This window comes from Prosthecobacter sp., assembly GCF_020439865.1.
Classification (GTDB): domain Bacteria; phylum Verrucomicrobiota; class Verrucomicrobiia; order Verrucomicrobiales; family Verrucomicrobiaceae; genus Prosthecobacter.
Map to the genome: position 1 here is coordinate 1 of NZ_JAGRPF010000216.1, position 13,744 is coordinate 13,744.

13 protein-coding genes are annotated in these 13,744 nt (G+C 59.9%); 7 read left to right on the forward strand and 6 right to left on the reverse strand.

The features are described 5' to 3' along the window. Positions 1–195: 195 nt before the first annotated feature. From KDL09_RS23130 to rph, 3 genes are all read right to left on the reverse strand, one after another. Positions 196–1,203, reverse strand: coding sequence for an AAA family ATPase (locus KDL09_RS23130; protein ID WP_294390568.1), 1,008 nt, complete (start codon positions 1,201–1,203; stop codon positions 196–198). Between the two features lie 100 nt (positions 1,204–1,303). Then, complete coding sequence (locus tag KDL09_RS23135) at positions 1,304–2,239, reverse strand: histone deacetylase (RefSeq protein WP_294390571.1); 936 nt, start codon at positions 2,237–2,239, stop codon at positions 1,304–1,306. A 67-nt stretch (positions 2,240–2,306) separates the two neighbouring features. Next, positions 2,307–3,092: a ribonuclease PH gene (rph, locus tag KDL09_RS23140; protein ID WP_294390573.1), complete on the reverse strand. Its 786-nt coding sequence runs from the start codon at positions 3,090–3,092 to the stop codon at positions 2,307–2,309. A 152-nt stretch (positions 3,093–3,244) separates the two neighbouring features. On the opposite strand from rph, the gene KDL09_RS23145 reads away from it, so the two are divergent. Continuing rightward, on the forward strand, positions 3,245–3,925 hold the full coding sequence (locus KDL09_RS23145) for a hypothetical protein (RefSeq protein WP_294390575.1): 681 nt from the start codon (positions 3,245–3,247) through the stop codon (positions 3,923–3,925). 7 nt (positions 3,926–3,932) lie between these two features. Here the strand turns inward: KDL09_RS23145 and KDL09_RS23150 are convergent, their stop codons facing one another. Both KDL09_RS23150 and KDL09_RS23155 read right to left on the reverse strand, forming a co-directional pair. After that, complete coding sequence (locus KDL09_RS23150; RefSeq protein ID WP_294390579.1) at positions 3,933–4,643, reverse strand: NAD-dependent deacylase; 711 nt, start codon at positions 4,641–4,643, stop codon at positions 3,933–3,935. Further along, complete coding sequence (locus KDL09_RS23155) at positions 4,640–5,542, reverse strand: bZIP transcription factor (protein ID WP_294390583.1); 903 nt, start codon at positions 5,540–5,542, stop codon at positions 4,640–4,642. The genes KDL09_RS23150 and KDL09_RS23155 overlap by 4 nt, the downstream gene beginning before the upstream one ends. 68 nt (positions 5,543–5,610) lie before the next feature. Between KDL09_RS23155 and KDL09_RS23160 the strand changes: the two genes are divergently transcribed. From KDL09_RS23160 to rpmB, 6 genes are all read left to right on the forward strand, one after another. After that, positions 5,611–8,601: a valine--tRNA ligase gene (locus KDL09_RS23160; protein ID WP_294390586.1), complete on the forward strand. Its 2,991-nt coding sequence runs from the start codon at positions 5,611–5,613 to the stop codon at positions 8,599–8,601. Between the two features lie 116 nt (positions 8,602–8,717). Then, positions 8,718–9,125 carry a DoxX family protein gene (locus KDL09_RS23165; protein WP_294390589.1) on the forward strand — a complete coding sequence of 136 codons (408 nt, stop codon included), beginning with the start codon at positions 8,718–8,720 and terminating at the stop codon, positions 9,123–9,125. Positions 9,126–9,227: 102 nt separating this feature from the next. After that, positions 9,228–10,094 carry a carbon-nitrogen hydrolase gene (locus KDL09_RS23170; RefSeq protein WP_294390592.1) on the forward strand — a complete coding sequence of 289 codons (867 nt, stop codon included), beginning with the start codon at positions 9,228–9,230 and terminating at the stop codon, positions 10,092–10,094. After that, positions 10,087–11,139 carry an agmatine deiminase family protein gene (locus KDL09_RS23175; RefSeq protein ID WP_294390593.1) on the forward strand — a complete coding sequence of 351 codons (1,053 nt, stop codon included), beginning with the start codon at positions 10,087–10,089 and terminating at the stop codon, positions 11,137–11,139. The genes KDL09_RS23170 and KDL09_RS23175 overlap by 8 nt, the downstream gene beginning before the upstream one ends. Positions 11,140–11,288: 149 nt before the next feature. After that, positions 11,289–12,530: a hypothetical protein gene (locus KDL09_RS23180; protein WP_294390598.1), complete on the forward strand. Its 1,242-nt coding sequence runs from the start codon at positions 11,289–11,291 to the stop codon at positions 12,528–12,530. A gap of 82 nt (positions 12,531–12,612) precedes the next feature. Further along, positions 12,613–12,876: a 50S ribosomal protein L28 gene (gene rpmB / locus KDL09_RS23185; protein WP_294390600.1), complete on the forward strand. Its 264-nt coding sequence runs from the start codon at positions 12,613–12,615 to the stop codon at positions 12,874–12,876. Positions 12,877–12,943: 67 nt separating this feature from the next. On the opposite strand, the gene KDL09_RS23190 is transcribed toward rpmB, so the two are convergent. Next, the gene (locus KDL09_RS23190) at positions 12,944–13,669 is read right to left on the reverse strand and encodes a hypothetical protein (RefSeq protein ID WP_294390601.1); all 726 of its coding nucleotides are present in this window, start codon (positions 13,667–13,669) and stop codon (positions 12,944–12,946) included. Positions 13,670–13,744 lie beyond the last annotated feature (75 nt).

Below are 13,744 nucleotides of genomic sequence, written 5' to 3' on the forward strand. Positions count from 1 at the left end.
GCGGTGCTTGCCGGAGACGTTGCCGAGCATCGCCTGGCGCGCGTTCAACGGCAGCGCCATGAGGCGGCTGAGAACGGCGGGGTCGAGGAAGCTGCGGTCGTTGGCGGGCATGAGCGGAGTTGGCCGAGAAAAACGAAAGAGTTAAAAAGAGGGGATCCTGAGTCTGGGCTTTTTGTCTTTTTTCGTTTTTTTCGGCTATCCAGCCTTCGCCAATTCCTCCACCAGCCGCTTCGCCACATCGCGGCTCGTCACGCCATCGCTCTCGGCGGTGAACGTCGTCATCACGCGATGACGCAGCACGGGGTCGGCGACTTCGATGATGTCTTCGAGGCGCACCATGTAGCTGCCATTCAGGGCAGCGCGCGCCTTGGCGCCGAGAATCAGATTCTGCACGGCACGAGGTCCCGCGCCCCAGCTGACGAGCGGTTTCAACCACGCGGGAGCCTCGCTGCTCGCGGGCCGCGTTTTGCGGGCGAGATCGACGGCGAATTCATAGATGTGATCCGGCACGGGCACGCGACGGACGAGATCCTGGAAGGCGAGGACTTTGGGGCCGTCCAACACGTGCTCAAGCTTCGGCAGCGTCTGGCCGGTGGTGCTGCGGGCGATGGCGATCTCCTCATCACGGCTCGGGTAATCGACGCCGATCATGAACATGAAACGATCGAGCTGCGCTTCGGGGAGCGGGTAGGTGCCTTCCTGCTCGATGGGATTCTGCGTGGCGAGGACGAAGAAGGGCGAGTCGAGCGTGTAGGTGCGTCCGGCGACGGTGACCTTGTGCTCCTGCATCGCTTCGAGCATCGCAGCCTGCGTTTTGGCGGGAGCACGGTTGATTTCGTCGGCGAGGACGATGTTCGCAAACACGGGGCCCTTGGCGAATTCGAAGGCGCGTTTGCCGCCGGGCAGTTCCTGCAGGATGTCCGTGCCGGTGATGTCCATGGGCATCAAATCCGGCGTGAACTGGATGCGGCTGAAGCTGAGCGACATCGTCTCGGCCAGGCGCGAGATGAGCAGCGTCTTCGCGAGACCGGGCACGCCCATGAGCAGCGCGTGACCGCGGGCAAACAGGCAGATGCAGAGCTGCTCCACGACGGTGTCCTGGCCGACGATGATCTTCTTCAGTTCCGTGCCGAGCTGGACGTAAACTTTGCGCAGTTCGTCGATCGCGGCGACATCGTCTTGGGGGAGCGGGGAATTGGACATGATGATTTTATGAATGCGGAGGTATGGCACCAGAAAACAAGCGTTCTGACAAGCGCCTGCTCTGTAAATAAACAGTCAGAGTCGCCGAAACTTGGGGCAATCATCCCAAAAGCGTCTGAACGTGCGCGGTGACCGCGCTGGCGAGGCCCGAAAGGTTGTATCCGCCTTCGAGAATGGACACGAGCCGGCTCTCGCAATGCGTGGCCGCGGATTCGAGCAGGAGTTTGGTCAATGCGACGAAATCGTCGTCGGTGAGGCGAAACTGGCCGAGCGGATCGTCGATGCGCGAGTCGAATCCGGCGGAGATGAGGATGAGGTCCGGTTTGAATTGGTCGATGGCGGGCAGCAGCCGGTCGGTGAAAGCCGCGCCAATCGTGCTCATGCCAGTGCGGGCGGGGAAGGGGAGGTTCAGCGTGCTGCCCAGACCTTTGCCCGTTCCGGTTTCATTCACGTGGCCGGTGAAAGGGTAGAGCGGACTCTGGTGCGTGCTGCAGAAGAGCACGCTGCCGTCTTCATAAAAGATGTCCTGCGTGCCGTTGCCGTGATGCACGTCCCAGTCGACGATGGCGATCTTCTGGGCGCCGTGCTTTTGCTGGGCGTGACGGGCGGCGATGGCGATGTTGTTGAACAAGCAGAAGCCCATACCCTGCGCGGGCCGTGCATGATGTCCGGGCGGACGCACGGCACAGAAAGCGTTCGTTGCTTTGCCGGCGAACACGGCATCCACGGCGTTCAACACACCGCCGACGGCCTGCATGGCCACGTCATAGGAGCGCGGGCAGATGTTGGTGTCGCCCGTGCTGAGATCGTCGAGCCCGGACTCGACATCGTCCTTCGCGATCTTGATGTAACCGCGATCGTGGCAGAGGGCGATTTCATCGAGCGTGGCGGAACGCGGCGCTATGGCCTGCGTTTTGGCGACGATTCCAGCCTCGGTGAGCGCCTTCGTGATGGCGACGTGGCGCTGAACGCTCTCCGGGTGACCCGGGCCGGGATCATGCTGCTGGTAGATGGGATCGAGAAGGAGCGCAGTCATGACCGCAAGTCTACGATCGTAGACCGTGGTTTGCCAAACCATTGTCAGCCACTGCAGCCTCCTTTGCTCAGCGTTTGCCGAAGAACTCGGCGAGCTTTTGCAGGTCGTTGCCTTGAGCGGGTTTCATGGCGCTGTTGATGGCTTCTTCCTGAAGGGCGCAGAGTTCTTTGATGCCCTTGCGGCCGTATTGCAGCATGGAATGAAGCTGCGCTTCGGTGAAGGTGGCTTCTTCGCCGCTGCCCTGGATTTCGACGAACTCACCGTCCTCGGTGAGGACAATGTTGCTGTCCACATCGGCGGCGGCGTCCTCCTCGTAGCAGAGATCAAGAAGCGTTTCGCCTTTGACGATGCCGACGCTGATGGCGGCGAGCTTTTTCTTGAGCGGCTGGCGGGTGATCTTGCCTTTTTCCAGCAGGCGGTTGAAGGCGATGGCGGTGGCGATGCAGGCGCCGGTGATGGACGCGGTGCGGGTGCCGCCATCGGCCTGGAGTACGTCACAATCGACGTAGAGGGTGCGGGCGCCGAGTTTTTCGAGATCAACGACGGCGCGCAGGCTGCGGCCGATGAGACGCTGGATTTCCGTGCTGCGACCATCCGGTTTGCCGCGCGAGCTCTCGCGGTCTTTGCGCTCGAGCGTGGAATACGGCAGCATCGAGTACTCGGCGGTGAGCCAGCCGCCTTTGACGTTTTGCACCTTCATCCAGCGCGGAACTTCCTCATTGATGCAGGCGGTGCAGATGACGCGGGTGTTGCCAAAGGCGATGAGCACCGATCCCGCGGCGTGCGGGGCGACGTCGAGGATGTATTCAATTTTGCGAAGCTGGTCGGGGGCGCGTCCGTCGGTTCTGGGCATGGCGCTGCTTAGCACGAAGCACGGGGGCGCCAAAGGGTTTTATGAGTTCGGAAGGGGCACTTTGAACATTCGCTCAGGTGATGGTTTCCAAAGGTTTAACTCAACTGGCATTCGTTATGCTAAAGGTAGATGACAGTTCACACTTAATCTCCATGACGCGTTTCCCCCGCCCTGGCTGCTGGTTCCGTTTTACCCCGACGGATTGGAATTTCATCCGCGACACTTTGGCCCTGACGGAGCGCGGAAAAGAAGGCTTCAAGGCAATGATGGACGACCCCGATGCGGTTCCCATCATCCTGGACAACGACAAGCTCTTCGACGCCGCCATCGTTTCTCGCAAAGCGGCGATGCTCTCGCCGGAGCTGTTCTTCTTCCTCGTGGTGCGGCACTCGCTGAAGGAGTTTGGCATCAAGGAGATCGCCGTGGCGGACTACATGGCGGTGGTGTGCGCGGACTTCGGCTGCACGCCGACCAAGGGGCCGGATGACATCAATCACAGCATCGACAGTCTCTACAGCGTCGATTATTTGGAGGCGATCGAGAATGCGAGCCGGCATCACAAGTTCTTCCTGCATGTGCAGTGTGCTAACCAGTTCCTGGTGCTGACCTGCCTGTATCCGGACTTCCTGCACCGGCGTGCAGAACGCCGGGGTGCGCCGGACGTGGACTACTATGAGCAGGTGGTCGTGAGCCATCTCGACGCCGCCCGCAAGCATGTGCTGGCAGACGAATTCGCGATGGAGGAGACCTTTGAAAAGGTGGCCGAATGCTTCCCTCCGGCGCGTCGTGCGATGAACCACACGGTTCGCGAGTATTTGAGCCTGGGGCAGTGAGAGCGGCTCATGCCGCGAGCAACTGCTCCACCAGTTTCGGTAGTTCCACCGCCACGGGGCCGATGATGTGTTCGTCGAACTGACGTGAGATCGCGGTGGATTCGAGGTTCATCTCGATGAGATGGCAGCCGGGTCGTTCGGCGGCGATTTGGGCGAAACCGGCCGCAGGATAGACGACGCCGGAGGTGCCGATGCAGAGAAAAAGATCAGCGCGCTTCAGTGCTCCCATGATCGTCTCCATCTCGAACGGGAATTCGCCAAACCACACGATGTGCGGTCGCATGCCGCCGATTTCGCCGCAGGCACGGCAGCGGGTGCCGGAGTCGAGATCCTTGGTCCATGCAAACACGGCATCACAGCACTCGCAGCGGGCTTTGCGCAGTTCGCCGTGCATGTGGATGAGCTTTTCGCTGCCGGCGCGTTCGTGGAGGTCATCGACGTTTTGCGTGACGAGCAGGAAACGTCCGCGCCATTCGCGTTCGAGTCTGGCGAGCGCCACATGACCGGCGTTCGGCTCCACGGTGTTCAACGCGGCTCGCCGCAGGTTGTAGAAGCGATGCACGAGTTCGGGATCGCGGGCGAAACCTTCTGGCGAGGCCACGTCCTCGATGCGATGGCCTTCCCACAGCCCGTCCACACCGCGAAAGGTGGGCACGCCAGATTCGGCGGACATGCCCGCGCCGGTAAGCACGACGATGCTGGCGTTCGGCTTGATCATGCGGCCGGCGGAGGCGGGATCTTCTCGCGATGCGCCTCCAGTTTGGCGCGCAGTTCAGCGATTTGTTCTTCGAGGTCAGCGATTTTCTTTTCCAATGCGGCGCAGTACTTTGCCGGATCGCGCTGTTGCAGGCGTTCGAAGAGGTTGAAGAGCAGCGCGAGGCGCCACAGACGTGTCCAGAGGCCGCGGAGTCGGTAGGCGCGGAGGAGTTTGCCAGCGCGGAACATGCGGACGAAGCGGAAGGCGTTCAGTACGCGCAGGAAGGCGACGAGTGGCAGGACGATGATGATCAGATTGATCCAATGCTTGAGGCAGTAGGTCAGTTTGTTCGGTGCGGCGGCCACCATCCAGAGAAACTCGACGGTGAAGCCTACCCAGATGACACAGGTGGTCAGATGCGTCGCCAGTGCGAGGCGCGGGTGGTTGTCCAGCGTGTCACCGCCGCTGAGCTCCGCGCCGAGCACGGGCAGCACGAGCAGCGTGAGGACGACCATTGGCAGCGCGAGTTTTTGCTCCAGTTGCTCGGAGGTTTCTTCGCCTGCGGGCTTCCAGCCGACGGCGGGCAGCCAGAGCCAGCCACGCGGCTTGCTGCTGGCGGTGACCATGCGCAGCGGGGGCAGCAGAGAGGTAAGCAGCAGGTGCTTCAGCCGCGTGGACCATGGGTCGTTCGAAGCAAAGAGCCCAACCACGCCTTCGACGATTACGGTGGCCCACAGGGCGATGACGATGTGAAAAAACAGCGCATGCGAGAGCAGCCACTCGCGGAAGCTTTCGCCGCTGTCGCCGTGGGGCAGCACGAGCCCGACGGCGGTGAGAAAGGCGAGCGCGACGACGAGCATCAGGCCGTGGCGGAGATGGCCGCCGTGCGGGGTGGTGCCGGGAGAGGTCGCTGCGCTCATGGCGGCATCGTTACATGCGCCTCGGCGTTTGCAAAGCGGCGGCTTTCCCCCATCTTGCGCGCCCTTTTATGCCCGAACTCGAAAAGACCTACACCCCGGCGGATGTCGAAGCCCGCTGGTATCAGCGCTGGCTGGATGACAAATGCTTTGAAGCCGATCCCGCCCGCGTGAGCGAGAAGCGCCCGGCCTATTCCATCGTCATCCCGCCGCCGAACGTCACGGGCATCCTCACGCTCGGCCATGTGCTAAACAACACCATCCAGGACATCCTCGCCCGCCGCGCCCGCATGCTGGGGAAGGAAGTGCTCTGGCTGCCCGGCACCGACCACGCCGGCATCGCCACGCAAAACGTCGTCGAGAAGACGCTGAAAAAGCAGGGCGTCATCAAGCACCGCGACGATCTGGGCCGCGAGGGCCTCGTGGCGAAGATCTGGGAGTGGAAGGAGAAGCACGGCGGCATCATCATCGAGCAGCTCAAGAAACTCGGCGCCTCCTGCGACTGGAGCCGCGAGCGCTTCACCTTTGACGACGACTACAACGCCTGCGTCATGCGCGTGTTCGTCGATCTCTACAAAAAGGGCCTCATCTACCGTGGCAAGCGCATGGTGAACTGGTGCCCGTCCTCCCTCACCGCGCTCAGCGATGAGGAGGTCGTCATGAAGGCGCAAAACGCCATCATGTATCACTTCAAAGTCGAGGTCGTCGAAAGCGACGGTACTCCTGTTCTAAAGCAAGATGGCAAACCGTGGGAACTTGTGATCGCGACAACGCGTCCCGAAGTTATTCCAGGCGATACTGCCATCGCCGTTAATCCACAGGACGAGCGCTACACTGACCTTATTGGCAAGCACGTCCGCCGTCCCTTGCCGATCGAGAAGCAAGAGCTGCTACCGATTATTGCGGATGATCATGTCGATTTCTCGTTTGGAACGGGGGTCTTGAAGGTTACGCCAGCACACGACAAGGCGGACTATGAGATATACCTCAGACATGAAGCCAAGTATTCTTCGTGGGAGGACGAGCAACTTAAGGTGACTAAGGGATTCACCAAAACGGCTGATTCGACCAACTTGTCAAATTATGTGCCCATGATGGAGCCGATCGATGTCATGCATCCGAACGGCGTGCTCAACGAGCTCGCTGGCAAGGACCTCGCCGGCATGGAGCGCTTCGCCGCGCGCAAACGCGCCGCCGAACTGCTCGCGGAAATCGGCAGCCTCGTCAAAGAGGAGCCGTATCAGAACAACCTCGGCTACTCCGAGCGCGCCGACGTTCCCATCGAGAGTCGTCTGAGCGAGCAATGGTTCCTCAAATACCCGAGCGTGAAGGAAAGCCAGGCCGTCGTGGCCAATGGCGAGATGAAATTTCACCCCGACCGCTGGGCGAAGGTCTATGATCACTGGATGACCGGCCTGCAGGACTGGTGCATCAGCCGCCAAGTCTGGTGGGGGCATCGAGTGCCTGTATGGTCACGTTGGGTTGGAACAAATACAAAGCTTCCATCCGTTTTGGCAGCCGCTTTAGAGGCTAAGGCCGCCGGCGGAAAACGTCAGGAAAGGTTTGAGTGCTCGCTTTCGGGACTACCGGGTCACACCACCATCCTGTCTGAAGAGGGCGCGCCAGATGGTGAAAGCTGGATCATTTCTTTGGCCACCGCTTCTGATCAAGAGAAAGCCATCATTGAGTCGCCGGAGTATCAGGAATTTGAACAAGACCCCGACGTTCTCGACACCTGGTTCAGCTCCTGGCTGTGGCCTTTCGCGACGATGGGATGGCCGGAGAAGACCTCCACGTTGAAGGCTTTCTACCCCACGACCGATCTCGTCACGGGGCCGGACATCATCTTCTTCTGGGTCGCACGCATGATCATGGCGGGCTTCGAGTGGATGGGCGAGCTGCCGTTTAAGAACGTCTATTTCACCGGCATCATCCGCGACAAGCAGGGCCGCAAGATGTCCAAATCGCTCGGCAATTCGCCCGATCCGTTGGAGCTCATCGCGAGCTACAGCGCGGATGCGTTGCGCTTTGGCATCATGCGCAGCGCCCCGCTCGGTCAGGACATCTGCTTCGACGAAAAGAACGTCGAGCTCGGCCGCAACTTCTGCACCAAGCTCTGGAACGCCGCGCGCTTCCGCCAGATGCAGGGCGGCGCCACCGAGACGGAGATCAGCGCCGCGTTGCTCAGCAGCGACGACAAATGGATCCTCCTGCGCCTCAACACCGCCATCGCCGAAGTCAGCACCGCGCTCGAAGAATACCGCTTCAGCGACGCCACGGCCACGCTCTACCGCTTCTTCTGGAGCGAGTATTGCGACTGGTATGTCGAAGCCTCCAAAGCCGTGCTCCAAGGCGCCGACGAGAAGCGCAAAGCGAACACCCTCGCCGTCATCGACTTCGTGCTCGGCCAGACGCTGCGCCTCTTCCATCCCTTCCTGCCCTTCATCACCGAGGAGCTGTGGCACGGCATGGGCTTCAACGCCGACATGCCGGAAAACCAGGGTGGCAAGAGCATCATGTTCGCCCCGTGGCCGAAGCCGCTCGATGCGGACGAACTCGCCCACTTCGGCATCCTGCCAGAGGACGAGAAAGTCGTAAATGCACAGATCGAACTTGTTACAAATACTCGGAGCCAGCTGAGTACCATGAACATCCCTCGATCGAAACAACCAGAGCTTTATTTCGAACCCAATCCTTCGAATTCTGAAATAGTGTGGACACAGGTCGATTTCGACAAAATCCAAGTGATGCTCAATGCCAAGTCTTTCGAGATTTATCCGTCGAATTTCACTCCGATCAGTAGCACCACCGCAGTTCTCTCGTCAGCCGGCACACTTTATATTCCTCTTGAAGGACTCATCGACGTGGAAGCCGAACGTGCGCGCATCGGCAAGGAACTCGCCAAGGCCCAATCCGAGCTGGAAAAAGTCACCGCGAAGCTCGCCGACGAAAAGTTCACCTCCAAGGTCCCGCAAAAGGTGCTCGACGAGCATCAGCAGCGGAAGACCGACTGGCGGGAGAAGCTGGCGAAGCTCAAGGAGATGATGGCTGCGCTGGGTTGATTCCAGGAGAGGGGCCATCTTGGCCCCTCCCGCTCAGTGGATTTTAGGCTTGTCGGCAGAGCCGGGGGCGGATCATGCTCCGGCAAATCCCCGATCAACCCGAACTCACTCCAACCATGCTCAAGCTCCTGAAAATGTCGTTTCTGCCGAAGTCCACCGACTACGGTCTGCTCATCCTACGCGTCGCGCTCGGTTTCTCCATGCTGCTGCTGCACGGCCGCGGCAAGCTGCTGAACTTTGCCGCCACCGCGGAGAAGTTCCCGGCCTTGTTCGGTCTCCCTTCGAACGTAAATGCAGGTCTGGCCGTATTTGCGGAGGTGCTTTGCTCGGCGCTGTTGATTGCGGGCCTTTTCACCCGGTTCGCGGCCCTGATGCTCGCCTGCACGATGGGAACCGCCTTCTTCTTTGTTCACAAGTCCGCGCTCGTGGGCGAACACAGCGGCGAGCTGGCGATGGTTTACCTCATCGGCTACGCGACGCTGTTTCTGGCCGGTGGCGGGAAGATCTCGGTGGATCGCGAGTGAGCTTGTCTCGACTTGCGAAGGCCCGGTGGCGCAAACCGCCGGGCTTTTTTGTGCCCACAGCCTTCTTGCATTCGCCGCCATGCGGTGAACCATCCGCGCCTTATGGCGAAGGTTACTCTCGGCCTGGTGCAGAGCCGGGCATTTTCAAGCAAGGAAGAAAGCGTGCAGCAGCACGAGCGGTTGATCCGTGAAGCGGCGGCTCGCGGCGCACAAATCGTGTGCCTGCAGGAGCTGTTCAACACGCCCTACTTCTGCATCACGCAGGACACGGAGCTGTTTAACCTCGCCGAGACCGTTCCCGGCCCGACCACCGACAGGCTGGCGCCGCTCGCAAAGGAACTCGGCGTGGTGATCATCGTGCCGCTCTTCGAGAAGCGCGGACCGGGCCTCTACCACAACACGGCGGCCGTGATCGACGCGGACGGCACCGTCTTGGGCAAGTATCGGAAGATGCACATCCCGCAGGACCCGGGCTTCGAGGAAAAGTTTTACTTCACGCCCGGCGATCTGGGCTACCGGGTTTGGGATACGAAATTCGGCCGCATCGGCGTGCTGATTTGCTGGGACCAGTGGTACCCGGAAGCGGCGCGCATGACGGCCCTCATGGGCGCGGAGATCCTGTTTTATCCCACGGCCATCGGCTGGCTGCCGAGCGAGAAAGCCGAACTGGGCGCCGCCCAGCACTGCGCCTGGGAAACCGTCCAGCGCGGGCATGCCGTGGCAAACGGCTGTTTCGTGGCGGCGGTCAACCGGGTGGGCACCGAGCAGCAGAGTGAATTCTGGGGCCAGAGTTTTGTAGCGAATCCGTATGGAGAAATCGTTGCAAAGGCGTCGGTGAACGATGAAGAGATTTTGATCGTGTCGTGCGATTTAACCGCCGTCGAAGAATTCCGCCGCATCTGGCCGTTTTTCCGTGATCGCCGCATTGACACCTACGCTCCCCTGACCAAACGCTACATCGATGAGTAAAGCCTCCTATCCCCAAAACTACCGTCTGCCCGCCGAGTTCGAGCCGCAGGAGGCGATCTGGCTTTCCTGGCCGTCCAACAAGGAAAGCTGCCCGAAGACCTACCACAAACTGCAGGACAAGTTTGGCGAGATCGCCAGCGTGATCAGCCGCTATGAGCGCGTGCGCATCAATGCTCCGATGCTCAGCCACATGAACATCCGTCTCTCGATCGCCGACAATGAGGGCGACCTGAGCCAGGTGGACATCTACGAGCACAACACGAACGACGTGTGGTGCCGCGACCACGGCCCGATTTTCATCAAGCACAACGAGACCGGCAAAGTCGCGATCACCGACTGGGAGTTCAACGCCTGGGGCGGCAAGTTTCCGCCGTGGGATCTCGACAACGCCATTCCTGAAAAGGCGGCCAAGGTGCTGAACATGGAGCGCTTCACTTCGAAGATGATCCTCGAAGGCGGAGCCATCGAAACCAATGGCAAAGGAACGCTGCTCACCACTGAAGCCGTGCTGCTGAACCCGAACCGCCACGGCGGCAAGCCCGGCAACAAGGCCGAGGTCGAGAAGGAACTGAAGGCCATGCTTGGTGTGAAGGACATTGTGTGGTTCAAGAAAGGCATCGAAGGCGACGACACCGACGGTCACATCGACGACGTCGTTCGTTTCATCCGTGAAGACGCCGTGATCTGCATGGTCGAACCGCGTGACAGCGATCCGAACCACAAGGTGCTCAAGGAAATCCGCGAACGCCTCGATGACGTCAAAGCTCCCGATGGCGGCAAGCTTGAGATCATCGAGATCGAAATGCCCCAGGCCATTGAAATGAAGGACTGGCGTCTCAGCCGCCTCCCGGCCAGCTATGCGAACTTCCTGATCATGAACAACGCCGTGCTCGTCCCGCTCTTTGGTCACAAGAAGAAGGATGCCGCCGCCGAAGACAAGATCTCCGAGTGCTTCCCGGGCCGTGAAATCATCTCCATGATGGCCAAGGACCTCGTCACTGAAGGTGGCGCGTTCCATTGTATCGGAATGCATCAGCCCAAGTAGGTTACGAGGCGGCTTGAGCTTAAATGTTTAGTGCCATGCAGCAATGGTGCTGAATTTCCATAGTCACTGAACGAAGTCGGAAATAAACCTGCCAGAGTCTATAAAGACTTACTTGGAGGCCTGTTTCTATCTGGTACGCTCGCTGTTCTATGACGGTTCTGCGAAATCGTAATCTCTCCATTCTTTGTCGGGCAGCGGGTGGCCTGCTGACTGCGTTGTTGATTTCGGCTTGTGCATTGCCTGACGAGGCGTTCCGAAATTACTCGGCGGCTAGCAAGGTCAGCCAATGGAACGGTGTGCTCGATGCGCTTGGCGGCAGTGTGAGGCGTGCGGAAAGTGCAAGCAGCAGACCGCTCTACAATGGCGCCGTTTCGATGAACGTGCCGACTCAATCCGGCTCCATCAACGACATCGCCCGCCTGTTTGCCGGTATGAGTTCCTCCTACAGCCAGACAGCGGCGGTGAGCGCCCACAAGCTGCGCATGGATAGCCTCTGGGCGACCCACCAGAATGCCTATCGCGGACCGTTGCAGGCCTGGGCGAGTTCGGAGATTGGCGACATCAAGAATGCCAATGCCGTATTTTATCCGTTCAGCGGCCCGGATTTTCTCTTCGCGAGCGCATTGTTCCCTACGGCAGAAACTTTTGTGCTCTGCGGGCTGGAGCCTGCCGAACCACTGCCACGCCTGAGTGATCTGTCCCAGTCGGAGATCGACAACGGTCTGACCGGCCTGCACAACGCCGTTTCGACCATCATGCAGAGCGGCTATTTCATTACGACTGAGATGCGCAGCGATCTGCAGGCCACGCGTTTTCGCGGTGTGCTGCCCTTGATGCTGGCCTTCATGGCGCGAACGGGTCATATCGTCGAATCCGTCGACACTGTGCGCTTGGACGGCGCTGGCAATGTCACGCTGGCGGGTTCCTCGGGGAACACCGGGCTCATGATCCGCTGCCGGAGCGGTCTGGGGCGTTCCAAGCGGGTGTTCTACTTCCGCCATGATCTCTCCAATAACGGCGTGAGCGCCGGGGGGCCGTTCCTGACCTTTGTCTCGCGTCTCGGCCGAGTGCCTGCGTTTTTGAAAAGCGCTTCCTACCTAATGCATGAGAGCGGGTTTTCCAATATTAGGGACTACCTGCTGCGCCACAGCAGCGCCATCGTCCAGGATCCCTCGGGGGTGCCCTACCGGGAGTTCAGCCGTTACGGCTGGAATCTCTGGCTCTATGGCAACTATCGCGGCACGTTGAGTATCTTCTCAGGGTGTCAGCAGCCGGATCTGGTTGCTGCGTATTCATTGGGGAGACACCCTGTAAAACCGCTGAACTTTGGCATTGGCTACCTCCTGAATCCGCAGACAACTTGCCTCATGGTGGGGCGTCCGCGGCGTTGAGAGGCCAAAAGGCAGACTTTTGGTTGACGCCCCAGCGTCCTCGGCTAGTATCGCGCCCCAATTTTTTCCCCAGAACCTCATCATGGCCACCATCTGTCAAATCACCGGCGTCGGCGTCACCCGCGGCCACCACATCCATCGCAGCGGTAAAGCCAAGAAAGAAGGCGGTATCGGTCGTCACATCACGAAGCGTGTGAAGCGCGTGATCCTTCCGAACCTTCGCAAGAAGCGCATCTTCATCCCTGAGCTGAACAAGTTCGTCGAAGTGAAGCTGACCGCCCGTGCGCTCAAGACGCTCGACAAGAACGGCGCCTACGCGACGCTGAAGAAGGCCGGCTTGATCTGATCAGCTGCTTCTAACTTACCTTTCGGGGCGGATCTGGAGACAGATCCGCCCTTTTTTGCATCAATGATCAATGATGCACCGGGAATGAGGCGCTGCCATGCACAGCCACTCCGGGAACGACACCGGAGTGCTGTCCCCCAAAGAAGCCGGGAACTGCAGGGTTGTAGTTCAGGGTGTTGGTATAGCCAAGCGTCGGGCTGTAGCTGACGCCTGGAAAGCCGTTGATCACGGCGCCACCGCTTTGCGGCACGTAAATGCCTCCGGTGCCGGCGCCGATCGAGGCAATGCCGGTGCCGACCCAGCTCCGATTCTGGCGGAAGCCGTGGCCATAATAACCGGGATGATAGTGGGAATTGGGGACGCCGATCTGTCCCAGACCCAAAACAGGAGCCAGACTGGTGAAGCCGCCAAACGGCTGCTGCATCAGCACGATCGGCTGCTGTGCCGCATATCGTGCCCGCGCTGCGATCATTGCCTCGGCGATTTTTGTCTCGCGTGCCCGACGCGCTTCTTCGGCCTCCTTGCGTGCGTCTGCGCGTTCCTTTTCATAGGCGTCTGCTTTCTGCGCGTCGTAGCCCAAGATGTTGCGCTGCGATTCGCTCAGGTCGGTGAACAGCACTTTCGCCGTGCCCTTGCTGTGGGTAAACGAAACACCGTCAGGATCACGTTTGAGGATCTTGCACTGCTGATAGACTTTGCCTTGAGCGGTCTCGATGGTGGTGAGCTCAGAAGCATAAGCTCCTGCAACGAAGCCAAACTGAAGCGCAATGACGGAGAGAAGAATCGTTTTCATAGGCTTGCGGGGATTTGACTTCCATAACGCACGCAATGCCAGCTTTTATTGCTTCGCAAAACCGAAGCTCTAACT